The organism is Leptospira vanthielii serovar Holland str. Waz Holland = ATCC 700522 (assembly GCF_000332455.1).
Taxonomy (GTDB): domain Bacteria; phylum Spirochaetota; class Leptospiria; order Leptospirales; family Leptospiraceae; genus Leptospira_A; species Leptospira_A vanthielii.
This window is the reverse complement of record NZ_AOGY02000051.1, coordinates 114,900-139,297: the sequence shown is the minus strand read 5'-3', so window position 1 is coordinate 139,297 and position 24,398 is coordinate 114,900. Positions and strand designations below refer to the sequence as shown.

The window sequence follows — 24,398 nt, the reverse complement described above, 5'->3', positions numbered from 1 at the left end:
ATCCATTTATAGGACACCTCTAATATAAGAATACAGATAACGTACAAATTCGCCGGTAATTTCTCTGACCCCATCTTCCGACAAAAACCAATTGGAACCAGAAACTTCAGATGGAAATCCATAAGCTGTCACCTGGATAGGCAAACTGGCTAAGGTTTTGCGATAGGTTCCTAAAACTCGTTTGGCTTCATACTCCCGACAAAGGAGTAAAATGTTCCTTAAGTTATCCGAAACAGCTATTTTTAATAGGTTTTTGGATGCCTCGTCTGTGTCACCCATTTTGGTTCCGGCGATTACTAAAGAGGATACAAGCCCGGGTCCAATTCCTAAGGAACTCAAATGTTCTTTGATTTTTGTCTCTTTTTCTTGTGGTGAATCGAGTAAATTTTGTGATTTGTCCTCTCGTATAACAAGGATCAGTTTTTTAAAATCGGAACGTTGTGATAATGCCGCCACCGCTTTTAGAATCTTTTTGGATGGCAAAGAGTTTGATACTTCTAAAACTGCCACATCTGATTTTTGGTAAGTTTCAGAGGATTTTAACCAATACGGAGCTGACAGGAGAAGACCAACTAGAACAAACAAAGGAGAAAGAAAACCTATAAGCAGGAGTTTGAGGCGAAAGGTAAGATCGGATACTTGCATACTTGACCCCTACAACCTACCCATTGGTGAGTGCAAGTGACAAGAGAAAATTCATCTCCTTGACGAAAGAACCCGTTTTCCTAACCTGACCTACATACACACCTGCTCGGATGGTGGAATTGGTAGACACGCTACTTTGAGGTGGTAGTGCCGCAAGGTGTGGGGGTTCGAGTCCCCCTTCGAGCAGAAGATATTCCCTTACCCCACAAATCCCATTTTTCCCCACCTGCCAAAAGATTCCTTAACGGCTCGCAAAATCTCATATTACCTAGTAAACTAATTTCATCCAAATACAATTGTGACCACTTAGGACTTACATAACCATAGCTTCTAAATGATTGTTTTAATAAATTATTCCTAGATTCTGCTCCATTACTTGAGACACCTTCCTTAGTTACCCACCTTTCCCTGGACAAATTGTACCTAGGATCATTACTTTTCTTAGAGTGATTAACCATTTTATGATTCACTCTATCCCATAGAAACGTATAACCCTCATCTGTGTATAAAGTGGCATTTTTTGGAATCTTATCATCTAAGTCCTTCTCTAGATACTCCTGGTTATTAAGTGGAATAGACTTATAAAATGTCATACCTCCATTAATGCCTACTGTATGTACTAACGTTCCACATTGACCACCACCTAGACTATTAGATAGATATATAGAAGCGGTTCCTGTTTTATACCTTCTACTTCTATGTTTATTGGCTCGTAATGATGCAGAAAATAATACTACACTATCAGCTACTGCAATAGGTTTTTTGTCTGTATTTACAGGGTTTTTAAGCTCCTCGTATAATTTATTTTTTAGAGTATCGTTTAACTGTGAGAATATGACCTGTAATCTTTTCTTTAGATAGAAGCTCGTTTTATAAGATAGATTTAGTTTTCTAGAAATTTCCTTTGAAGTCATTATCTTTGGATACTGGTTAATCATATCCCAAATTATAAAACTAATGTAAGATAAATTTGATCTATAATTTTCAAAGGGTGTTTTTGCAGTGATACTTACCATCTTATGACAGTTAGAACATCTAGCGATTGAATCTCTTTTTTTTACTTTTAGAAATAGTAGGTTAGGATTATTACAATCACAAGTCTTAGGATATATAGAACTTAAAATCTTTAAGGTTTTAATTTTGAAAAAGTGGTTAATTTCTGAATCTTTTAATAATGAATAGTCATTACATTTATAATTTTTACTTTTTAAGGTGAAGGTTTGGGAGTAGTTACTTTCGTTGTTAGGTGAAGGGGTGGAGGAATGGGAATTTGTTTTAGAAGTAGGAGGAGAGGAAGTAGCGTCTTTTGGTGGTGGGGAAAAATCGGAGTTTGTGGGGTGAAGTGATAGTTCCCCTTCGAGCAAAATCAAACTAATCACAACTCAAGCATTCAAATACATATAGATCGACTCGAACAGTTTTGTGAGCCGAATCGTTGCGCTATAGGAAGCAATGATTTGGAAAAGCCGACCCGGAAGGGAGACAGGCGAACAAAACCGTGCCTCGGAGCGTTGATCGGACAGGAAGTCCGAGCAGCGGAGAGGTCGAGTCCCCCTTCGAGCAAATCAAACTAATCACAAACCAAACATTCAAATACAACTAGATCGACTCGAACAGTTTTGTGAGCCGAATTGTTGCGACCCATTGGGAGCAATGATTTGGGTAAGCCGACCCGGAAGGGAGACAGGCGAACAAAGCCGTGTTATTTCAAATACTTTTGAAAAAATCCAACTGCCCTTGATTCCGCTTCCTTCGAATCAAAATTCCAAAGACGTTCATGTCGTTTGCATTCTGGTGACCAAAGAGATTTGGGCTCTCCCGCCTTGGCAAATAGGTCCAAAGCATGGTGGTAGTCTACGTAATCGTCCATTTTACAATGAAAGAGAGCAATGGGCCTCGGGCTAATGGAGGCAATTTTATCAATAGGCCTTACCGAATCAATGTCCATATCTCCCCGTAAGTTGAGTGCCAATTTGACTACGGGAATGAGAGGATAATACGGGATTCCAAAATCACGTTTAGCAGATTCAACAAGAACATCAATTGCGCTCCCATAACCGCTGCTAAAGAGACCGGCTTCGATTTCTGGATGGTCGGCCATGGCGATGATACTTGTCGCAGAACCCATAGAAAATCCAAAGATACCAATTTTGTTGTAACCTTTTTCTTTTAAATAGGAAATAGCAGCTGTTACATCCTTTTGTTCATGAAATCCCATGGATGCAAATCCACCATGGTTTCTTCGTAAACTTAAGAGGAGTAAGTTGTATCCTGCTTGGTGTAGGCTTTTAGCAAATCGAATCCCTTCGTTTCTTTGTCCTCCGTGGCCGTGTACTAATATAATTGAGGCTTTGGATTGTTTGGCGGGAATCCAGTAACTAACAAGGTTAAGTTTGTCTTCTGTCGTGATTTCCACTTCTTCAAACTGCAAACCCACTTCCGAAGGACCATTACAGAACACATGGTGCTCCAAGCTGCAATTGACTTTTGGATATAGTACCAAACTAGAAAAATAATAGGCAGCAATGATAAGTAAGATGATACTAAAAATCAATGCAGAAATGGAATATTTTTTGATTCGTTTCATGAGCCGATAAAAATAAGAAAATTTATAAAATCTGCAAGTAAAAAACAGCAAGTTTTCGAATTTAGGAGATATGGAAGCTGCTTTAGGTGTTTTCTTTATTTGTTGTATGAGTGTATTAAGTCCTCTTTCCGGGGTCAGTGATGGGGAACTCCGCGGTTGCCCACCGTCACCTAACTGCGTTTCTAGTCAAAGCATGCAATATAACATTGTTCATAAAGTGGATCCCATTGTTTATACTACCACTCGTCAAGTTGCCTTTGAACGAATGGCCAAATACTTTCATGAATCCGAAAACATTTGGATCATTGAAGAGAAAGAGGGAGAATACATCCGAGTGATTTTTTTCACAAAAGTATTTCGATTTCCCGATCGGGTGGAGATTTATTTTCCAGAAGATAAACAGGAAGCCCAAGTGCGTTCCCAATCGATACTTGGGTTATGGGATATTTTTGCCAACAGAAGGCGAGTGAATCAATTTCGAGAATTACTCGCAAAAGAATAAACTTACAATAGATCATTGTGAGAGAGAAAATAAACTCCTCCAATGATCCTTTCAATTTTGGCACCAAAAAGCCAATCTCCGAGAATTGTGATCCCAGTATCTCTGCAAAGTTGTTTCCACTTCTCAAAGGCTTCGGAGTCTAGGTTTAATGTTCCTTCTCTTCCTAAAAGGGGCATCTGCGCTTGCGCATATTTCCACCTATGGTTCCAAATTAAGTTAGGTTTCGGGGCATTCAATATTTCTTTTAAACTTTGTATGAGATAGTCTTTATATTTTGCAGTGGGATTTTTTTTCTCATCCATCCAATCTTCAAAGTGGCTTTCGGAAAATAAGGCACCAAATTGGACAAGAAGGGCAGAACCTGAATGAAATTCTTGGGGGTATTTGAGACTTTCCCAACTTTGGTATTCCCAATCTGTTCCAGGTTGTAGAGTTGTAGTGATTGGAATGTTAGCATCTGGATCCAAGGAAAGTTTCTTCCAATTAGGTTTCCATTTGTCCCAATAAAAGTAACTAACAATAGTTTTACGGTAATCATTGTATTGATTTAAAAAATCAATCCATTGTTTGAGTTGGGGATTTTCTTTTGAACGATGAAAAATTTCCAAAATTTGAGGAATGGGGAGGGTTAGGATGACAGAATGCGTACAAATCGTATCTTTTTGTTTAGTGGCAGAGTTATGAAATTCTAAATTCCATGTTTTTTCATCTAACGATTCTATCTTTTTTAAAGTATGGCTTTGGATTGGTTTTACACTCCCAAACATGGCAGAAACTAAATTGGCCATACCTAAAGCTGGATAAAAATGTGCTTCACTATAGATAGGTTTGATTGGCAAAGAAACCGACTGCGACTTCAAAATTTCTAAAATGGAATATTTAGTTTCTTGTCCAAGCCAACTCACTTCCATAAAATCTCGAAACATTGTGGCCCCAAAGTCGTAAGAAGAAGAATCATTTCCTGATTTACTTGATACCCTTCCTCCAGAGGATCTGCCTTTATCGTAGACTACCACACTTGGATCGAGCATAGCAATGGTCGCACCAGAAATTCCAGCGCCGATGACCACAGGGACTTGGTAACAAAAATTTGGTTCCATAATTTGAATCGCTTTTAGTCAAAGCGAATTCAAATTATAATTGTTTGATGAGAGCTTTCAAATCATTAATTAGGGAAAAGGGGACTGGTTTGATTTCTTCGGCAAGTTGGATTGTTTCTTGGATTGTGCGTGTGAGCACTTGTTTTTCGGCAGTGTAAGCTGCTTGTGGTAATTTGGACTTGTTTTTTTAAAAATGGTAACTTTGTTATCAATGATTTCGATCATTTGGTTCAAATACTGAATCTTTTGGTCCATAAACAAAAGGTGTAACATAACATAAAGAAATGAGAAACCAATTTTTCAATAAAGGAAAGAAATTGAGCGTAGGGGATCCAATGACAGATGCCTTATGGGATTCCTGCCTTTCCCAAAAATTCCAAATTCTTTCTGCATACCAATGGACGCCAATTTCCGTCATTGAAAGGACTTGGAAGTACCTGTCTCTGGATAGAGTGACATCACTTGTCGATTTAGGTTCTGGCGTCGGAAAGTTTTGCATCCATCTTTCCCTTCTTTCTAATCATTCGATCGATATCTTAGGGTTGGAAGATAGAGAAGAGTTGGTAGATGTTTCTGAATCTTTAAAAAAACACTGGGATGTTTCTAAGGTGCAGTTCCGAAAGGAAAACTTTTTAAAACAATTTCCCGAAGGCCATTCTCATTATTATTGCTTTAATCCTTTGTATGAAACCATGAAAGGAAGCCATTCTATCGATCTGCAAAAACAAAAATCGGCAAATCAATTTTTGAAAGATTTACAGACCTTAAAACAGAATTTATTGTTACTAAAACCAAAAACAAAACTCATCACATTTCACGGGTTTGGTGGAAATTCTTTGTCAGGTTTTCGGATTGTATTAAAAGAAGAAATCGCAGGTGGTGAGTATCTGATTTGGGAAAGAGAATAGCCTTTTCCCAAATCAATGATACTAAGTTTTTTGTAGTCTAAATTTCTTTCGCCTTAAGAAGACTTTCTTTGTAAATGTGGTTTCGCTAGTAAAAGATAGAGAATCCCAGATGAAATGACAATAAACGTAGTAAAGATCATACCATAATTGATATACCAGGGTTCTTCAGGAGTTCTCGGCCAAACCATATTGGCAACCGCTGTGACTCCATAAAAGAGAGCGATCGCATTGATCCAAACGCCCAGTTTTCCTAAAGTAAAGGAACCTTTTGGTTTCCAACCGTGGTAACGAGCATACAAGGCCGCAAGGACCACCATTTGAAACGCGATATAAATTCCCGCAGAAGCAAAACTGATAATGGTCGTGACTGCATCTTGCAACCAATGTCCAATACTTGCGATAAAAATAGGAATGAGACCGGTGATGATAAGAGCATTGACTGGAACCTTCCCAGATTTTGAGAGATGGTTTAGGTGTTTACTTCCAAAGATCATTCCATCACGAGCAAAGGAAAATAGAAGACGACTTGCTGCCGCTTGTAAGCTGAGTAAACAGGATAAAAAAGAAACCATAACCACCACAATGACCATACGGTATCCTACAATTCCCATTGCAGAAACAAGAGTTGTGGTGACCGGATCACTGTCTTCTCCTGAGATGGCTTTGTCCACATTTGGGAGCGCAAGTAAGAGCGCTAAACAAACAAAGGTTGCTGCTCCTCCTCCGATATAGACTGTCATACGCATTGACTTTGGAATCGCAGAACTAGCATTTGGTGTTTCTTCTGCGACATCTCCACAAGCTTCAAACCCATAATAACAAAACATCGCTGCCACAGATGAGGCTAAAAATGCAGGGAAATAACTAGTTCCTTCACCAAAGGAGAAGGTATTCCATAAGATCGATATAGAATTTACTTTGGCAAAAAGTAATAGATATCCTCCAACAACCACAGCTCCAATTAGTTCACATAAAAAACCAAAAAAGGCAACTTGAGCAAGCAGCCTTGTTCCACTCAAATTGAGAATGGTAGAGATAAGAATCATAATGATGGCAATCCAAATGAAACCTGTGTTTCCAAATTCCACCCCAAGGAGTTGGCTAAGAAAAGGAGCACCACCAACAGCAACAGCAGCAACCGTTGTAAAGAGTGCCCAAGCATAAACCCACGCAGAGATCCATGCCCAACGTTCTCCTACCAATCGGAGTGCCCAGGGATAAATTCCACCAGAGATGGGAGACTGCGAAACAATTTCCCCAAATACCAAACAGACAAGAAATTGTCCAAAACCCACGAGAAGGTAATTCCAAATCATGGGAGGACCACCGGCCTGGATGGCTAGGGCGAATACGGAATAAACCCCCACAACAGGCGAGAGGTAAGTGAAACCAAGGGAAAAGTTTTCCCAAAAACTCATACTGCGTTCAAATTCGGATTTGAGTCCGAGAGCTTCTAGTTGTGCCGAATCCCGATCCATAGATTTTTGATTCATGAAACTTCCTTGTGTATAACTTTTCTTTTTTGATTCCAGGATTGGTTTTAGAAGAGGCCTTGTTTTCTACAAACGATTTTGTTTTTCCATTGACGAATGAATTTCATGAAACTAACTTCTTTTCTGTTACGGAAATTAGATATGAAACAAACAATAATATTAACAATGCTGTTATCACTTACGCTTAGTTGCGCCAGTTCGGAGTCCAGAGATGGTGCTTCCGATGAACCCGGTCTTATGAATAAAATCATAGAAAAGGCCAATTCAGAGGAAGGCCAAAAGGCAATCCAAATGGGAAAGGAAAAACTCCAAGACCCAGCTACACAAGAAAAACTAAAAGGTTTGCTCTCTAAGGAAAAAAAGAAAAAAGAAGTCCCCGGCGTTCCAGCGCAATAGATTTTTTGCAATGATTTATTTCCCTATCTTTTCTATAGAGATAGATAGGGTTTTTATTTTTAATTGCTTGAAACCTTCAAAATCTTCCAAATTCTTCACTCGTTCCCGATTTTTTCCCAATTTCCTTTTGAATCCAATTTCGTACTTGGATAGAATCACTCGTTTCACAAAAGAAATGTAAAGGATAGGTTTCCGTGGAATGATCATTCACAAGATAAAGTGTATTTTGTTTTAGTAAAATTTCTTCCCAATTGGCAAACGGATAGGCTTTTCCATTCCAATACATTACATCCTCTGAGATTTGAATTTCTTTTTTTTTGGTTTTATTCCACCAAACATACGCTAAAGGTAGAAAGCCGAATCCAAAAGACAGAATGAAAAAAGTCATTTGGTAAGTATTGGGAGGGAATGTTTCCCAAGCTGTAACGGAAAGGTCAAAGGCAGAACCAATAGAAAAATGAATCATTAGTGTAAAAGCAAAACTGACACTAACCGCAACCACAGTATACAATTTAGGATTGTAGTTGGATTTGAGTAGGTTATCCTGACCGACCTTCTCAATAGAAAGTTGGGAGCTCGGACTGAAAGTAATCTCTGAGTCCCAAACTTCTTTTGGAATTTTTCTTTTATGGATGGGTAGGTCAAGTTCTGTATAAGGGATTAAGACACCAGATTCATCTTTGATGGAAAACTTTAAGAATTTTGCAATTTTTTCACCTATCAAACGTAATTCGGGAAAGTTTGTCGATTCTGCAAGTGCAATCGTATCCCCATCTGCGGCACCAAGCACAGTAAATACCGTAATTGTTTTTGATCCATTTTTTGTTTTCACAGTATATGTATATTCCGAGTAAGTTAGGAATTGGAGGGAATCCCAGGAAATGGTGCGGACCTGTTTGTTGGCTTCAATCAAACGAATGGATCTAGTGATTGAATCAATCTCGGTCCATTTAGGTTTTTGCAACAGTTTCAGAAGGATATGTGGCATTAGAAAAAAGGAAAAAACCATTCCACCGACCACCACAAGAGTTACGGGATCTTCATTGAAAATCCCTGAGCCGTAAAAAGTAGGGACAAGAATTCCTAGAACGACTATATCCATAGCGACGAGAATCCAATGGATCGTGGTATTATTCTTTGAACGGTGGTCTCTAAAACGCAAAGTCGATTCCATATTGGTTCCTTCTGGGAAATTTCTGTTGTCATTAGGGACTCTAAATGAACTCTTGTCTCAAAATCAAATTATATATATGAAAATAAAACCAATTCTCAACAAATCTCTATTTTTCGTTTTGGTTCTTTGCCTAGTGGGAGGCAATGCGTTCGCACAAGAACCTGGATCAAAGGCAAATCCCGAAGAAACTCTACCCGCAAATCCGAATGTCGACAATACAAGTCCAGAAGAGAATCCTGAAGATCCGAAATGGAAGAAAGCAGAAATTCGGGTGATCGGAGATAAAAAGGACTTAAAACGGATTCCCGGTTCTGCTACCATCATTACCAAGAAATTTTTAGAAGAAACTCGTCCGACGGACAATATGGAAGTTTTGCGTCGTGTTCCGGGAGCTAACATTCGTTATCAGGATCCGGCAGGTCTCACTATGAATTTGGGATTTCGGGGTGTGAGTGGCGAAGTTTCGAGAAAAGTTCTTATCCTCGAAGATGGTCTATTTACTTCTTTAAACCCTTATGGGGAACCCGAAATGTATTATACACCATCTATCGAAAGAATGGAACGCATTGAAGTGGTGAAGGGTTCAGGTTCCATTCTTTTTGGGCCATCCACGATTGGGGGAGTTGTCAATTTTATCACAAGACGTCCTCCGAAAGATCCCACGCTGAGTATCCAGACCGTTGGGGGAGAAAATGCTTACTTCAGCCAAATGGTAAACTACGGTGGGACTTTTGGAAACACTGGATTTGATGTTAATGTCCTCAGGAAACAAGGTGATGGTTTTCGGGCCAACCAAGGTTACTTTGTGAATGAAGCGAATGTGAAAACCATACACCAGTTAAATGATAAACATAATATTACTACTAAGGTAGGTTTCCACCAACAAGAATCCAGGGCCACTTATGTGGGTCTTACCACTGGGATGTTTCAAAATAATCCTAAGGACAACCCGGCACAGAATGACAAACGAAGTATAGAACGTTATAGTTTTTCGATAGGACATGAGTGGACCATCTCCGAAAAAACAAAACTCATCACACGGGTGTATTCGGCATATACTGAGCGTAATTGGGCACGCCAAAACTATTCACGAAATGCAAGAGGTAGCACAATTCCCACGGATGCCATTGCCACCTATGATGGGGAACCTTACACCTCTAGAAATAGTGATACCATTTGGATGCGAGGCACCAACGCTCATAGAGACAGAACCTATAAGTTTGCTGGTATCGAAACCAAATTACAAACCGAAATTGAAACAGGTCCCATCAAACATGAAATTGATTTGGGTACACGTTACCATATTGATATGGCAAAAGTTCAACTTCTGAATGGTCCCACAACACCAGACTTTGTTGTCTATCCCAATGGAGTTGGATCGACACCGGCTGTCCTTTTACAATCACAAACCAGTTTGGCTAATAGTGGGGAACTGAGAGATGACGAAAGACGTTCTGCAAAAGCAGTTTCTGTTTACTTACAAGATAGAATCCGCCTAACAGAAAAATTTTCGATCATTCCTGGGGTTCGTTATGAATCCTTTACCCAAACACGTTCTATCAATCGGGCCAGAAGAGATTTTGATTCCGCAACATTTGATTATTTTTCAGGAACCAATCCAACGGTTCAATTGGATAAAACAGCGACCACAAAAAACCAAATTGTTCTCCCTGGTTTTGGAACTACTTTGGACTTTGCAAAAAATATGACCTGGTTTACAGGAGTTCACCGGGGTTTTTCTCCACCAAGATATGAATCTGCAATTTCACCGACAGCCGAGGATTTAGTATTAAAACCTGAAAGGTCTTGGAACTATGAAACGGGTGTTAGGGGAGATTTGACCGAATACTTAAGTGGTCAATTAGTTGGTTATTTATTAAACTTTGAGGACCAAATCATCAACAGTTCTGCCGCTGGTGGGAACTTTGGTTCAAGACCTGTAAATGCGGGAAGGTCCATTCATAGAGGTGTGGAGTCCAATATGACTTTTGATTTTGGTCAATTTTGGAAACTGAACTATTCAATCCCTCTCGACATTATTTATACTAGAACGGAAGCAAAATCAAACCAATACACTTACAATCTTAATGCATGGACTAGAGGAGATTCCAATCCTCTTGCACATATTGACACCAATGGGAACCGACTCCCCTATGTATCAAGAGACATTCTCACACTTTCTATCGGGATTTCTAGTCGTAGTACGGGATTTTATGCTAGAGTGGAGTGGCAGTATTTTTCCAAACAATTTCATGATTTAGAAAACTCAAAAACTGTGAGTTGGTATGATACTGCTGGATCTACTGCAGCAAATAGAACCATTCTTAGTTATGCAGGAATTAAATCAGATGTTTCGGGACTTGATGGAGAAATTCCCGCTTATGAACTTCTAAATGCAAACATTGGTTACAAAAAAGACAACTGGTCCGTGTTTCTTTCGGGAAAAAACTTACAAGATAGAAAATACATTTCGTCCCGTTTGCCCGAAGGAATCCAACCCGGCCCTTTTCGTCAGATCAATTTTGGTGTCACCTTACAACTATAAATTGGCTTCGGCTGGGATGGCAGGGGAAGGTTTCATAAATAAATATCCTTGGGAATATTCGATGCCCAAGGTTTCAATCATGTCTTGAATGGCAGGTCGATCTACAAACTCTGCCACCACTTTGGCACCAATTCCCCGAGCCAGTTCCACAATCCCTTGCACAAGAAGGTAAGCGGTTTTATTCTCTGGCAGGTTCTTGATAAACTGACCATCAATTTTTAGATAGTCAGGATCAAATTCTAATAACCTTGCTAGGTTTGAATATTGGACTCCGAAATCATCAATTGCAATTTCACAACCAATACTTTTCAAATCACGGATGGTAGATAAACTATTTTTGTTTTCGGAAAAACTAATATCTTCTAAGATTTCAAATGTGACTCGACTGGGATCAATTTTGTAATGCGCTAATCTTGATTCTACCCACTTACTAAAACTTTTATATTCCAATTCGGATTCGGTAAGGTTGATGGAAAAGTCAAAGGGTTTGTCTGAGAAATAGTTCATGGATTCATCGATCATCTGTAAACCAATCATCCTGATACTTCCAGTTACTTTTGCTAGTTTTAGAAAGACATCGGGTGTAAGGATGGCATCTCTATCTTTGATTCTGGCTAAACATTCAAACTTTCGAATTTGTTTGGTTTGGTTGTCAACTATCCCTTGGAAGTAGGGAACAATTTGTTTGTTTGTGATGGCAGATTGGATTTTTTGACTGAGTTGAAAGTTTTGAAGATGATGGTCTGTAGAAAGATCATCTGTATAAGATACAAAATCGGAGGAACCTTGTGCTTCTGCACGAAATAACGCGAGTTTGGCTTTATAATAACAATCCTCTTGTCCCGAGGCAGAAGAATAACGACAATCCAAATGGAATCCCACTCCATCTAAGATCAGATCATCTGATTTTAGAATCATACGAAAACTTCTGATTTTTTCGACTAATGCCTGTTCGGATAGATTTGATAATACTGCAATTTCATCGGAATAGATATGAAACACTTTTTCTTCATTTTGTAAGTGAACAGAAAGCAGTTGTAGTAATTTTTTAAAGAGTTTTCTATACACCTCAATCCCATAGGTTTTGATGATGATGGGAAAACTCACAATTTTAATGAGTAAAATGGATTGGTTGGTATTTTGGTTTCCCTCTCCCTTTAGTTGTTTTACTAAGGATTCAAAATTAGGGTATTTGGAATCTCTGTGAAAATAGAGAGAGTCAGCCAGTTCCTTGTTTTTTTCTTCTAAGGATTTTTCTTGAAAATAAGCGTCAATGGCCTGTTTGATGGTCAGTTCTAAATCGTGTGCGTCCCAAGGTTTTGAAAGATACCGGTACAAACAACCATGGTTGAGTGCATTCCCTATGGCTTGCGCCGGAGCTTGTCCGGTAAGCATAATCTTTTTGGTGCGTGGATGGGTTTCCTGCATTTCAATCAGGAATTCGTCTCCTTTTTGACCAGGCATTACGCGATCACAGATCACAACAGCCAAGTCTCCGGAGGATCCCGCAATTTCTTTCATGATTTCTTTCGCTGTTTCTGCACTTTCCGCTGTTTCGATGGTAAAACTAGAACCAAAAACTTTTTTTAATTGTTCCTTTAGATTCCAAAGAATGAAGAATTCATCATCAATACATAAGATATAGGGTTTTTCGTTCAATGGGGTACCTGGAGAGCGATTCAAATAAATGGTCATCTTACAGAATATGCAAGAAATATTTGATGTTGACATTTTCTTTGCATTGTGTCTAATCGACCCCGTTCCCAGGACATTGGGACATGCATTGTGTTTTACGAGGATAGGAATGGTTTCTAACAAAATATATGTGGGAAATTTAAAATTTTCCCTTAAGGAAGAAAATATACGCCAGATTTTCTCCGTTTACGGAGTAATTCAAGATCTGAAAATGATTCATGACCGGGAAACTGGAAATTTTCGAGGGTTTGCTTTCATTACCTATGCAAATCCAGAGGAAGCGGAAGAGGCTGTGACCCAGATGAACGGACAACCTGTCGATGGTAGGAATCTCAAAGTTACCTTTGCCGAGGATAAAAGAAAAGAGAAACAGAACTAAAATTCACTTTTCTGGGATGGCCTATCCCATAAAGAAGGAGGATGACATCATCCTCCTCCTCCTCTTCTCCTGTCCACAAACTGGAAGACTACAGACCAAGCCCTTGGCTTACACCCTCATTAGCTTTACGATTTGACCTGGATTTGCACCTCACAGTTGTCAGAGCAGATTATGAAGTGGTTCTCCATTCAGAAAAAATAGAACCGCTATTTTTAAACGGAGAATCTTTAGAGTTTTTATCTCTTCGGATTGATGGTGCCATCGTGGATCCCGAGGACTACCAAGTATCTCCAACGGGAATTCTCATTCTAAATCCTCCTAAAGAATCCTTCCGCATTACTGTAGAAAATCGAATTTGTCCTGCTGAGAATACAACGCTTGAAGGTTTGTATAAATCGGGATCCATGTTGTGTACCCAAAACGAACCGGAAGGATTTCGTAAGATTGTTTATTCCATTGACAGACCAGACAATATGATGAGGTTTTGTGTGACCATTTCAGGAGAGGAGTCACTTTTTCCTGTTATGTTGTCCAACGGGAATTTGGTAGGCGAAAAACAATTAGAAGGTGGAAAACGGGAAGTGGTTTGGGAAGATCCGTATCCAAAACCATCCTATCTTTTTGCTCTTGTGGCCGGAGAACTTTTGGAGACCAGGGACACTTTTCGAACTAAGTCTGGTCGGGAGATCACTCTCAAAATCTTTGTGGAAAAAGGAAATGAGGAAAAGGTAAGTTTTGCCTTTGATTCCTTAAAAAAAGCAATGAAGTGGGATGAGGATACTTTTGGATTAGAATATGATTTAGATCTTTTTATGATTGTTGCCGTGGAAGACTTCAATATGGGTGCCATGGAAAATAAAGGGTTGAATTTATTTAACGCAAAACTGGTGCTTGCTGATAAAAAGTCGGCAACCGATGAAAGTTTTGAATCCATCCTTGCTGTGATTGCTCATGAATACTTTCACAACTGGACCGGGAACCGGGTAACACTTCGCAATTGGTTTAACTTAACATTAAAAGAAGGACTTACTGTTTTTCGCGACCAATGGTTTACAGAGGATATGACAGACCCTGCGGTCAAACGAATCAAGGATGTTTTGTTTTTAAAAGAATTTCAGTTTCCAGAAGACCAAGGCCCCATGTCTCATCCCATCCTTCCCAAATCCTACCGGGAGATGAATAATTTTTATACGGTCACTGTTTATGAAAAAGGTGCGGAAGTCATTCGTTTGGTTTCAGAGCTTATCGGACGTGAAACATTTAAAAAAGGGCTAAAACTTTATCTTACGAAATATGACGGTCAAGGAGTGACTTTTGAAGAATTTGTTTCTTCGATGGAAGAGGTAGCCGGCCATTCCATCCCTTACCTTAGGAATTGGTATCACAGGGGCGGAACTCCCTTACTGTCAGTTCAGGAAAATTATTCTAAGGAATCAAACGAATGGATTTTGGATTTAGTGGATATTGGTGCCAGTGAATATCCCTTAGTGTATTCGAATTCGATTGCTGTTTTTGATAGAGAAGGAAAACTCCTTACCGAAGAAAAACGAATCATGTCTGGGACCCATGACCAAATTCGTATTTCTGCTTTAGATCCCAACGGAACAAAACCCATAGTCTCTTTATTTCGTTCTCTTTCGAGTCCAGTGCGTTTGGATTACAACCAATCGGAAGAAGATATCAAAGTTTTGGCAAAAGTGGAAACCGATGGAGTCTCTCGTTTTTTTGCCTTCCAAAATTTGATTTTTGATTGGTTTCGTAAATCACTCGCATCAAACTGCGAAGAAAACTTTTCCGCCATTTTAGAAACGATTGCTGATTCTTTTGGAAGAGGATGGGATAAAACCTATCATAGTTTTTATCTTTCTTTTCCTGGGTTAACTCAAATCAGTGAAAACATCAGTTGTTATGAATTTACGAAAATTCAAAAATTACGTGTTTGGGCCATCCAAACTATCTCAACTACCTTTACTAAAAACTTTCAAATTCTTTTGGAAGAAAATAGAAAAACCATTCCCGTCCAAACAAAAGAAGAAATTGGAAAACGAAAACTAAAGAATATTGCACTCTATTATTTGTTATACGATCCATCTAAAAAGTTTGAACGATTGGCGGTTATGGAACAAAGGGAAGCCAAACATATGAGTGAAGAGGTTTCTGCGATGAAGTTTCTTTTGGAAGTGGATTCCAAAGAAAAAGAAAGTGCGGTGAATCTCTTTTTTGAAAAATGGAAAAAGGATAGTTTGGTTTTGGATGTTTGGTTTGCTGCACAAGTAAACACAGGCGAAGATCGATGTAAAATTGCCGAAAACTTAGAAAAACATCCTCAGTTTAATATCCGAAACCCAAATAAGGTTCGGTCATTGTACTTTAGTTTGGCAAGAAATCCATTAACCTTCCATAAAGAAGATGGAAGTGGTTATGTTTTTCTTGCAGAACGGATCAAACGTTTGAATGAAATCAATCCACAAATGGCAGCAGCCTTAACAAAGTTATATTCCCCTGTTTCCAAACAGAGGGGAGAACTTCCCAAAATTGCCAAAAGGGAATTGGAAGGTTTAGCGGCTCTCCCGAATCTTTCTAAGGAATTGGGAGAGGTTCTGGGTACGATCTTAAAGTCGCTTTAGTTGTACATCGATTTGATGAGGTCTTTGTATTTATCATGGATGACGTTTCGTTTCATTTTGAAAAGATTCGTCAGTTCATCGCCCACTTCCATGGCTTTTGGCAGAAATCGAAAGTCAGAAAGTTTTTCAAAAGATTTGAATCCGTTTTCTGAGGAGATTTGTTTTTTGATAATATTTTGGAAATAGAGCCTGACTTCTTTGTTTTGGTTTAGGTCTTCGCCTTCCTTTATAGTGAGACCTACTTCTTTCATCCGGTCTTTATCTGGCCAAACAAGAGCTGTGAGGGATTTTTGATCCTGGCCAACCACAATCACTTGGTTCATCAGAGCATTTTCCAAAAGCAAATTTTCAATAGGGACGGGTTCTACGTTTTCTCCACCTAATAATACAATGGTATCTTTGACACGCCCACGGACCGAAAGTGTATCATTAAAAGATATAAATCCTAAATCTCCTGTATTCATCCAACCGTCAACAATGGCTTTGGAAGTGGCTTCTTCATTTTTATAGTAACCCTTCATTACTTGTGGGCCTTTGATATGAATGATTCCCATTTTTCCTTTGGGAACCGATTCCCCTTGTTCATTGACAATTTTGACTGCCGTTCCCTCTGGCCATTTTCCTACAGAACCCTGGACCACATTCCCAACAGAGCGAACGGAAATAATAGGTGCACATTCCGTCATCCCGTATCCTTCATACACAGGAATTCCAATGACGTTAAAAAATTCATCTACGTGAGCCGGAAGGGCTCCGCCACCTGATATCGTTCCTGTTAGGTGGCCACCCAACACATCCCGAATTTTGGAAAATACCAATCCATCTAAAACTTTCGCAAGTAAATATAAATTTAAAACATAACCTAGGGACATTGCTGTATTTTTGGCCCTTTCGAAAGGGGACTCTTCTTTCGCGAGGAGTCTGTTGCCTGCTAAATAGTCTTGTCCATCTTTAAATTTTTTACAGATATCATAAGCAAAATCAAAAAGTTTCCGTTTGTTTTCTGGTGCTTTCTCTAACTTCTGTTTGATGCCAAGGTAAAGATTTTCCCAGAGTCTTGGAGCAGAAGCCATAAAACTTGGTTTGATTTTTTGGAAATCATCTCGCAAGTCCCGGATGTTGGTATAAGCGATGGAGGCTCCTTCGGCAATGATTGCATAGTCAATAGCCCGTTCAAAGATATGCCAAACCGGAAGGATGGAAAGTGTCTTATCTGAATTTTTTAATCCCACTCGCGGTGGAACTTTAAGCACATTGTATACCATATTTTGATGTGTGAGCATCACTCCCTTTGGCATTCCAGTAGTTCCAGATGTGTAAATGATGGTAAAAAGATCATCAGGTTTTACTTGTTTGGATCTGAGCTCCAAAGAAGGCAGATTTTTACGATGTGTTTCCCCATCCTGAATCAAAGTTTCCATGGGAACGGCGAGTGTATCTTTGGAACGAAATCCTGGATCTAAGATAATGACTTTTTCCACTTTCGTATTGGAAAGGATGGGTTTTAACAAATCATATAACTTCTCGTGTTCTACAAAGCAGTATTTACTTTCGGAGTGGCTCAGTATATATTCAATTTCTTGTGGGGTAGAATCCGAACCCCGAGGGACATTAATAGCACCATTTAACAGGGTGGCAATGTCCGCAATCGCCCATTCAGTTCTATTGTCTGCCATAAGACCAATTCGATCTCCCGGTTGGATTCCCATTTGCAATAGGGAGAGGGCAAGATTTTCTGCCTTATGAAAGATATCTGAAAACGTACGACCTATAAAGTTTTTTCCCGCATCCTTTCCAAAGAACATTTCTTTGGAGCCATAGGCTCGATTGGCATAATAAAAAACATCATTCAGCGTCGTAAAATTTTTCATTGATCTTGTTAGTCTCCGTAGGAGCTGACTATCATTGTTTTTTTTGTTTATTCAAGTAATATTTTCTTTTGTGTGATTTCCCATTAGAAGATTCAAAGAAAGTTTCAAAGAGAGGGTCTGAATCCATTTGATCCATCAAATCGAAATCATAAAGTAGTGCTTGGTGAGTCCAAAGATTTCCTTCCTGATCTCTCTTTGTTGCAAAAGAGGCTCTTGCTAACTTGTAATACACTACGGGAAGAAATTCGCGTTCCCCTCCTAAAATTTGTGCGCGTTTTAAGTTGGTGTAGGCATCATCCCAGCGACCAAGGCTCAGTTCACAGGAACCACGATAGTAAAATAGGAAAAAACGTGGATAGGCTGTGAGTCTACGGCTATTGAGTTTGTCTAAACTTGCCAAACAGGAAATGGGATCTTTGACCATAAAATGTGCATAGGCCAAGTTGAGTAAAATTTCGGGACTGAGTTCTCCATGAGTTTTCCGATAGATTTCGGCCGTTTTTTGATAACTATCCCTAGCTGTTTTATAATCACCAAGGACATATAAATAATAGTAGGATTTATAAATGAGTACATCCAAAGAATCGGATTCACAAGCGCGGTAGGAAAAAAATTCATCTAATGTTTTTGTAAAAGATACAAAGTCTCTTTCATTGTATTCAATGTTTGCTATTTTTTTTAAAAGGGTACAAGTTCTGGAAGTCCCATTGGAAACTTCTTTTTTGTATTCTTTCAAAGACTTTCGATACGCCTTGAGTGCCTCTTGGAATTTTTGATTGTTTTCTAATTGAACAGCTTCTCTCTCTTCTTTTTCACCAACTCCTTCACAATAAGATTCTTTCCCATTTTCATAATGACAAATCCGTTCCCGAAATCCGTTTTCATTTGCATCGTGTTCGATCCGAACAAGCTGACAGTTTTTAAAATACCACCATTCATCCATGGCACCAAAGTCATTCTTGTCTTTTGTGATTTCTTTGGGACAACCCGAGTGTGAATAATATGTGAAACTATCTTTTTTTCCATTTTTAGTTTCATCTTCTTCGGTTAAAAAAAGTTGGCCTTTGTTGTCATAATAATCCCATCGATACGGAAAAAATTCTTCTTCATTCAAAAAGAAGGATAGTTTTAAAAGGGAGGAGTTCCCTTCCTTCCAGGCAGAAAAACAAGAAAATGACAGTTTCCCACTCAGGAAATTTTGTGCAGGGTCACCATAAAGTTCTGTTAGGTGAGATCTTATCTCCTCTTTAAATCGGGGATAAGGATAGTTTGTATGGTATTTGTCTACGTACTTTTGGCAAAACCAAAAAACTTCATGATTCAGAGATTCTTTAAAAAGAACCGTCGGAATTTCACCACCCAACCGAAAGCTGAAACGTTTGGGGCTATGATCTGCTATTTCAAATTTTTCTTTTGTTTTTTGGACAGCATTCCAATAGTCCTCCAAAAGATTTGCCCTTAGAGGAAGGGACAGCAAAAATAGGGAGGTCAGGAATATAAATAGAAATCTCAAGATTTACTTTTTAAATACAAATCATAAAGAATCGGATTTTCGTATGGGTTTCCCACTTTCCGAATGGAGAACAATTGGAGTAATGGGGGACCATTTTCCAAATAAAAGGCACCATGTTCATTGTTGTAACGTATGACACCTGTATGTTGGGTGAGATTTCCACCTTTAGCCACTGTATGTTCAATGATATCTTCTTCAAATAAGTCTTTGTCGTATTTGTCTTTGAGTCCGGTAAAACTATTAACAATATAATTGTCTTCGTTTGGGATGGGTTGACCAAACTTTAAGAGTTTCCCATCGAGGGTTAAACTAAAGCCTTTCTGAGTGAATTCTTTTTCTTGTTTGTCCCAAACTCGGAACCGGATTGTGAATGCCATAACTGGAACCAAATTAAGCTTTGCTTAGTCCTTTCCAAGGAAAATTCAAAAAAAAATCAGTGGTCAACGAAAGAATTGGAAGGATTCTATGCCCCATGAAGGTCATCTCCGTTTCCAATATTAAGGGAGGAAGTGGGAAATCCACTACTGCTGCCCACTTGGCTTGTGCCCTTGCCAGACGAGGAAAAACATTGGTTGTTGATATGGACATGCAAGGCGATTTAACAGACTATTGTTTGCCTGATTTGGATTTGGCGCAGCTGGATGAATCCAATGTAATGAGTGTCCTTCTCGGGATGAAACGAATGACAGACTGCATTCGAGAAACCAAACAATTTGATGTTTTACCATCGACACTTAGTTTGGCTAAACTTACCAAATACAATCCCGATTCGACTAGCCTTTGTTTACAATTCAAACGAGCCTTGGATGAAGTGCGAAATAAATATAAATTTGTGATTATCGATACACCAGGTTCTGCCAAACATGAACTCACAACAGCTATCTATAATTCCGAACTAATTTTAATCCCTGTAACGCCGAGTAAATGGACGATTCGGGCGGTTAATTTACTTCTAGATGAAATCACACAAACCGAAACCATCTTTAGCCAAAAGAAAAAAATTGCCTTTGTGCCTTCTTGGTTTGGGCCTTCTAAAAAACATAGAGAGCTATTAGAAAAATTAAAACAAATCGAAGAGATTCCCTGTTTGGCGGAAATTCCTAAATCGGAATCCATTAAAACCAAAACTGAAAAACAAGAACCTCTAAAAAAGGACAGCAATGCATGGCATGCGTTTGATTTGTTAGCTGATGAAGCCATTACCCTTGTCGATCCAGAGAATTCAATTCTTTCAATGAAGCCTTAGTTTCGAAAAAAAACGAATACTAAGTTCAGACTGAAATCTTAAATCATTCTGTTTTTGTGGTTTTTGATGTTTGATTTTTTTTCCGTTCTTCAGGGATGACTTGTATATGTTTGGCAAACCCTGGATGGTGTTTTAAAATTTCTGCAAACCTGTCCTTTCCTAAAGTATATACATCACAATAAGAACCTGCTTTGATGGTTGCAGTTCTTAAGGAGTCATCAATCAAACTCATTTCCCCAAAAAAAGACCCAGAATTTAATGTGGCAAGTAACTCACCTGTTTTTTCTTTGATCACTTCGACATGACCTTTGGATAAAAAATACATATTGTGGGGAACATCACCTTCTTTAAAAATGATGTCACCCTTCATATAAAAGGCAGGTTTTAATTCTAAGACTACTTCTCTTTTTAATTCCTCGGGTGCATTTTTGAAAAAGGGAACCACGGAAATCAAATGGCTATGCAAAAACATGGACACATCAATTTTGATTCCCGATGGGAGTTGGTCCCATATTTCCGATTCGTCTATCCCGTGTTTGTTTTCCCAAAGATTCACATAGTAAGACCGAATCCGATTGGCAAGTTGTGGAGGTAATTTTTTGTATTTAATAAAACTATCAATTGTGTTTAGTTTTTCTTGAAAATGGACTCGAGAAATATCTAAGTTAGATAGTAGAGTTGCAATGTTACCAATGACGTAACCATAAATACCTACACCTAAGATCATCACTCCCATGGTATAAATGGTTTGCCTATTTGTTACAGGAGTGATGTCCCCATACCCAATGGTAGTTAGGGTTGTGACTGACCAATAAAGAGCCCGGATGTAGCGTGTATTTATATCTTTATCTGCTAAAAATTCAGGTCCAAGATGAATCCATCCGCAAGCCACCCAATGTGCAAAGAGGCTAGTCCAATACACAAAAAAAATCAAACGAAAGGTCATGGGGTTGATCACTTCTACAAGTTTAAACCTTTCATCCGAATCGGCACCAAGGGCAAGAAGTCGGAGTGATTTAAAAAGTTCAAAAACTCGCACAGACCTTAATAGTCGTAATATCTTTAAGCTATCCGTAACCCCAAAGTATTGGAAGAAAAATCCTCCAAAAAGATCAAAAGGAAAAGCGGATAAAAAATCGATCAGAAACCAGGAACGCAAATAAGTTTTGGTCACTATTTTTCTATTACGAATGAGAAGACGATCTTTTAGAATCGCAGTGTTGAAATTCAGGATCACATCCAGACCAAAAACGATTTGGATGGCCCGTTCCAACCAAGAAACTCCCACAGAAAGTTTATACTGAAAGACTAATCGGAAGGGTACTTCTAGGGCAAAATATGTGATACAAATAAAAACGAAAAGATCCCAGATTCGTTTGTACGGAGAATTTGGATGGATCATAGTTATAGTATCGACAAAGCAACGTTTTATATTTGCCTTCTTTTCAAGAAAAATAATCCTGAAAGGAAAAGAGGTGCTTATGTTCGGTGGAGCAGGCGGAAACAAGTTTGATATGCTCAAACAAATGAAAAAGATGAGATCCCAGGTGAAAACCATGGAAAAGGAACTTGCCGGTCTTAATTTTGTAGGTATTTCCAAAAACAAACTACTCTCTGTGACTTTGGATGGAAAATTCCAAATGAAATCCATTCAGATCGAGGATGAACTGATTGACAAAAAAGATAAAAACCTTCTAGAAAAGTCAATCCAAGAAGCGTATACAAAAGCTTTGCAGGATGCGCAGGCAGGCGCCGCAAAACAGATGCAAGCCATGGGTGGATTCCCAGGCCTAGGAATGTAATCGAGAATTCCTGGATCTGGAAATAGAAAAGCCTACAAAAATGTAGGCTTACTTGAAAAAACGAAAGGGACCAATTGGTCCCTTTTTTTATGTCGTTTGACTCTTAGCTTGCCGGAACGATTTCTACTTCGACTCGCCTGTTCGATCCGTCTTTTGGATCAACATTTTTGATAGGAGTTGAGGAACCTAATCCTTGGACTGTTCCAATTCGTTTTCCTTCCACACCATTTTCAATGATCGCATTTTTTGCAGTCACGGCGCGGTCTTGAGATAGGCGAAGGTTCAGATCTTCGGCACCTGTTTTGTTTGCGTGTCCTGAGATATTGATTTTGGTTTCTGGGTAAGCCGCAAGTGCTTCAGCCAATTTGTCGATATTCTCCTTTCCTTTTCCTTTTAGGTCCGCTTTTCCATCTTCAAAAGCAATTCCCCCGTCCATAGAAGCAGTGAGGCTAACAGTTTCTCCACCTTCCATGTTTTTCTCAAGTTTGATTCCTTGTTTTTTCATTTCTTCTTCCATGTTGTCATACATGGTGTTGAGATAAAAACCAGTTCCAAGTCCTGCCAAACAACCTGCACCAAGGCCAACAATCTTACCTTTGTTCTGCGGTTTCTTTTTTTCCATTGCCAAAGAGGATTTAATTTGTCTTTGGAAATCGTTCTTTTTGTTTTTTGTATCTTTCTTTCGTTGTGCTTCGTCATAAACGGCACCGAGTGCAAGACCAACTCCACATCCAATGGATGTACTAAGAATGAGTCTTTTGGTGTTGTCCGATAGACCACAAGAGATTGTGGATAGTAATGATAGGGAAAGAATTCCTGAGATGATTTGTTTCAACGGTAATGTCCTCGCTTATACTCTGTATAAGTATAAGGACAAAGTTTAAAGAAATCCTCCCTGTTTGCAAGGAGGATTTCCGTTTCTTTTTCGATCGGATTAGTATCTGTCCGTGAGGAGTTTTACTACGGATTCCGGTCGGAGGTTCGCTTGTGCAAGCATCGCCACACCTGATTTGGTTAGGATTTGGTTTTTGGAATATTCTACCATTTCCGTTGCCATATCAGCATCCCTTACTTGCGATTCAGCTGAAACAATGTTCACATAGTTGTTACTTAGTGATTTCAAAGTTAAATCTAATCGGTTGTAATAGGCACCTAGGTCAGACCGCAGGCGGTTGACTTTGGTAATGGCGTCGTCTAAAACTTGGAGTGAATCGGAAGCCTTGTTCGGAGTTGATAGTGTCAACTTGTTTCCGGCTTGTTTCAGTTTGAGGGAAGAACTTGTCATCGTATTGATGTAGAGTTCTATTTTCTCTGTACCGTTTGCACCCACTTGCAAAGTCATTGGATTTTTGGAAGAACGAGAAAACCTTCCATCCAATGGTTTGACTTTATTAAACTCTGCAGAAGTTCCGATCCTTTCCACTTCTTCCACTAATTGAGATACTTCTAACTGGACAAGTTTTCTGTCTTCGTTAGAGTAAATCCCGTTTGAGGATTGAACGGAAAGTTCGCGTAACCTCTGTAAGATAGAGTTTACTTGGTCTAAAGATCCTTCGGTGACTTGAATAAACGACATACCATCCTGGGTATTTCGTTCTGCTTGGCCAAGGCCCCGAATTTGTGATCTTAATTTTTCGGACACGGCGAATCCCAGAGAATCATCCCCTGGTCTGTTGATTCGCATACCCGTTGCTAGGTGTTCCATGGATTTATCCATGTCACGCCCGGTGTTTGTGAGCGCCCGTTTCGCAACAAGCGCGCTGATGTTGTGATTGATAATCATTGTCACACCCTCCTGTGTGTCCATGACCCGCCTGTTTCCCTACATGCGGAGAAAAGTAAAAATCACTTTCCGAGAAATCCGTTCCCGTCGGGAAGAGAAGGGGTTGCCTGCCCTTGGTTCTTCCGTGAATTT

General features: G+C 39.2%; 20 protein-coding genes, 1 tRNA gene and 1 pseudogene. 9 read left to right on the top strand and 13 right to left on the bottom strand.

Translation table 11 applies throughout. From position 1 onward, the window contains the following. Positions 1-6: 6 nt before the first annotated feature. A complete protein-coding gene (locus LEP1GSC199_RS11280) occupies positions 7-645 on the bottom strand; it encodes a hypothetical protein (protein ID WP_002983049.1) in 639 nt (212 codons plus the stop codon). Between the two features lie 104 nt (positions 646-749). Here LEP1GSC199_RS11280 and LEP1GSC199_RS11275 point away from each other — a divergent pair. Further along, positions 750-831, top strand: a tRNA-Leu gene (locus LEP1GSC199_RS11275). Positions 832-983: 152 nt separating this feature from the next. On the opposite strand, the pseudogene LEP1GSC199_RS22305 reads toward LEP1GSC199_RS11275, so the two are convergent. Together LEP1GSC199_RS22305 and LEP1GSC199_RS11270 are read right to left on the bottom strand one after the other, a co-directional pair. Further along, a pseudogene (locus LEP1GSC199_RS22305) lies at positions 984-1,238 on the bottom strand (hypothetical protein); the annotation flags it as partial. Positions 1,239-2,347: 1,109 nt separating this feature from the next. Next, positions 2,348-3,232, bottom strand: coding sequence for an alpha/beta hydrolase (locus LEP1GSC199_RS11270; protein WP_002982725.1), 885 nt, complete (start codon positions 3,230-3,232; stop codon positions 2,348-2,350). A gap of 70 nt (positions 3,233-3,302) precedes the next feature. Here LEP1GSC199_RS11270 and LEP1GSC199_RS11265 point away from each other — a divergent pair, with 70 nt between their 5' ends. Then, complete coding sequence (locus LEP1GSC199_RS11265; RefSeq protein ID WP_002982529.1) at positions 3,303-3,734, top strand: DUF1499 domain-containing protein; 432 nt, start codon at positions 3,303-3,305, stop codon at positions 3,732-3,734. A 2-nt stretch (positions 3,735-3,736) separates the two neighbouring features. Here LEP1GSC199_RS11265 and LEP1GSC199_RS11260 read toward each other — a convergent pair whose 3' ends face one another. After that, a complete protein-coding gene (locus LEP1GSC199_RS11260; RefSeq protein ID WP_002983264.1) occupies positions 3,737-4,834 on the bottom strand; it encodes an NAD(P)-binding protein in 1,098 nt (365 codons plus the stop codon). A gap of 335 nt (positions 4,835-5,169) precedes the next feature. Between LEP1GSC199_RS11260 and LEP1GSC199_RS11250 the strand changes: the two genes are divergently transcribed. Further along, positions 5,170-5,742 (top strand): methyltransferase, encoded by a 573-nt coding sequence (locus LEP1GSC199_RS11250; protein ID WP_332307936.1) that lies wholly within the window; start codon positions 5,170-5,172, stop codon positions 5,740-5,742. A 53-nt stretch (positions 5,743-5,795) separates the two neighbouring features. Here the strand turns inward: LEP1GSC199_RS11250 and LEP1GSC199_RS11245 are convergent, their stop codons facing one another. Beyond that, positions 5,796-7,235, bottom strand: a complete 1,440-nt coding sequence (locus LEP1GSC199_RS11245; RefSeq protein ID WP_002982778.1) for an APC family permease — start codon at positions 7,233-7,235, stop codon at positions 5,796-5,798. 141 nt (positions 7,236-7,376) lie between these two features. Between LEP1GSC199_RS11245 and LEP1GSC199_RS11240 the strand changes: the two genes are divergently transcribed. After that, positions 7,377-7,631 (top strand): hypothetical protein, encoded by a 255-nt coding sequence (locus LEP1GSC199_RS11240; protein WP_002983198.1) that lies wholly within the window; start codon positions 7,377-7,379, stop codon positions 7,629-7,631. 76 nt (positions 7,632-7,707) lie between these two features. On the opposite strand, the gene LEP1GSC199_RS11235 is transcribed toward LEP1GSC199_RS11240, so the two are convergent. Next, positions 7,708-8,805 (bottom strand): hypothetical protein, encoded by a 1,098-nt coding sequence (locus LEP1GSC199_RS11235; protein ID WP_232420762.1) that lies wholly within the window; start codon positions 8,803-8,805, stop codon positions 7,708-7,710. 76 nt (positions 8,806-8,881) lie between these two features. On the opposite strand from LEP1GSC199_RS11235, the gene LEP1GSC199_RS11230 reads away from it, so the two are divergent. After that, on the top strand, positions 8,882-11,350 hold the full coding sequence (locus LEP1GSC199_RS11230; protein WP_002982215.1) for a TonB-dependent receptor family protein: 2,469 nt from the start codon (positions 8,882-8,884) through the stop codon (positions 11,348-11,350). On the opposite strand, the gene LEP1GSC199_RS11225 is transcribed toward LEP1GSC199_RS11230, so the two are convergent. Then, positions 11,345-13,009: an EAL domain-containing response regulator gene (locus tag LEP1GSC199_RS11225; protein WP_002983103.1), complete on the bottom strand. Its 1,665-nt coding sequence runs from the start codon at positions 13,007-13,009 to the stop codon at positions 11,345-11,347. The two genes, LEP1GSC199_RS11230 and LEP1GSC199_RS11225, sit on opposite strands and share 6 nt — an antisense overlap. 145 nt (positions 13,010-13,154) lie before the next feature. Here LEP1GSC199_RS11225 and LEP1GSC199_RS11220 point away from each other — a divergent pair, with 145 nt between their 5' ends. Beyond that, a complete protein-coding gene (locus tag LEP1GSC199_RS11220; RefSeq protein ID WP_002974517.1) occupies positions 13,155-13,424 on the top strand; it encodes an RNA recognition motif domain-containing protein in 270 nt (89 codons plus the stop codon). A 41-nt stretch (positions 13,425-13,465) separates the two neighbouring features. Next, a complete protein-coding gene (gene pepN, locus LEP1GSC199_RS11215) occupies positions 13,466-16,051 on the top strand; it encodes an aminopeptidase N (RefSeq protein ID WP_039926640.1) in 2,586 nt (861 codons plus the stop codon). Here the strand turns inward: pepN and LEP1GSC199_RS11210 are convergent. The 3 genes from LEP1GSC199_RS11210 to LEP1GSC199_RS11200 all read right to left on the bottom strand — a co-directional run bounded on the left by LEP1GSC199_RS11210 (position 16,048) and on the right by LEP1GSC199_RS11200 (position 19,812). Beyond that, positions 16,048-17,922 carry an AMP-dependent synthetase/ligase gene (locus LEP1GSC199_RS11210; RefSeq protein ID WP_002982237.1) on the bottom strand — a complete coding sequence of 625 codons (1,875 nt, stop codon included), beginning with the start codon at positions 17,920-17,922 and terminating at the stop codon, positions 16,048-16,050. The genes pepN and LEP1GSC199_RS11210 overlap by 4 nt on opposite strands. 31 nt (positions 17,923-17,953) lie before the next feature. Next, positions 17,954-19,369: a tetratricopeptide repeat protein gene (locus LEP1GSC199_RS11205; RefSeq protein WP_002982866.1), complete on the bottom strand. Its 1,416-nt coding sequence runs from the start codon at positions 19,367-19,369 to the stop codon at positions 17,954-17,956. Between the two features lie 62 nt (positions 19,370-19,431). Next, complete coding sequence (locus LEP1GSC199_RS11200) at positions 19,432-19,812, bottom strand: YopX family protein (protein WP_002982550.1); 381 nt, start codon at positions 19,810-19,812, stop codon at positions 19,432-19,434. 95 nt (positions 19,813-19,907) lie between these two features. Between LEP1GSC199_RS11200 and LEP1GSC199_RS11195 the strand changes: the two genes are divergently transcribed. Next, the gene (locus LEP1GSC199_RS11195) at positions 19,908-20,681 is read left to right on the top strand and encodes a ParA family protein (RefSeq protein ID WP_039926749.1); all 774 of its coding nucleotides are present in this window, start codon (positions 19,908-19,910) and stop codon (positions 20,679-20,681) included. 43 nt (positions 20,682-20,724) lie between these two features. On the opposite strand, the gene LEP1GSC199_RS11190 is transcribed toward LEP1GSC199_RS11195, so the two are convergent. Continuing rightward, positions 20,725-22,083 carry an ion transporter gene (locus LEP1GSC199_RS11190; RefSeq protein ID WP_002983151.1) on the bottom strand — a complete coding sequence of 453 codons (1,359 nt, stop codon included), beginning with the start codon at positions 22,081-22,083 and terminating at the stop codon, positions 20,725-20,727. A gap of 79 nt (positions 22,084-22,162) precedes the next feature. Here LEP1GSC199_RS11190 and LEP1GSC199_RS11185 point away from each other — a divergent pair, with 79 nt between their 5' ends. Further along, on the top strand, positions 22,163-22,483 hold the full coding sequence (locus LEP1GSC199_RS11185) for a YbaB/EbfC family nucleoid-associated protein (protein ID WP_002982683.1): 321 nt from the start codon (positions 22,163-22,165) through the stop codon (positions 22,481-22,483). Between the two features lie 103 nt (positions 22,484-22,586). On the opposite strand, the gene LEP1GSC199_RS11180 is transcribed toward LEP1GSC199_RS11185, so the two are convergent. Both LEP1GSC199_RS11180 and LEP1GSC199_RS11175 read right to left on the bottom strand, forming a co-directional pair. Beyond that, a complete protein-coding gene (locus LEP1GSC199_RS11180; RefSeq protein WP_002982600.1) occupies positions 22,587-23,318 on the bottom strand; it encodes an OmpA family protein in 732 nt (243 codons plus the stop codon). Between the two features lie 99 nt (positions 23,319-23,417). Then, the gene (locus tag LEP1GSC199_RS11175; RefSeq protein ID WP_039926747.1) at positions 23,418-24,266 is read right to left on the bottom strand and encodes a flagellin N-terminal helical domain-containing protein; all 849 of its coding nucleotides are present in this window, start codon (positions 24,264-24,266) and stop codon (positions 23,418-23,420) included. Between the last annotated feature and the right edge of the window lie 132 nt (positions 24,267-24,398).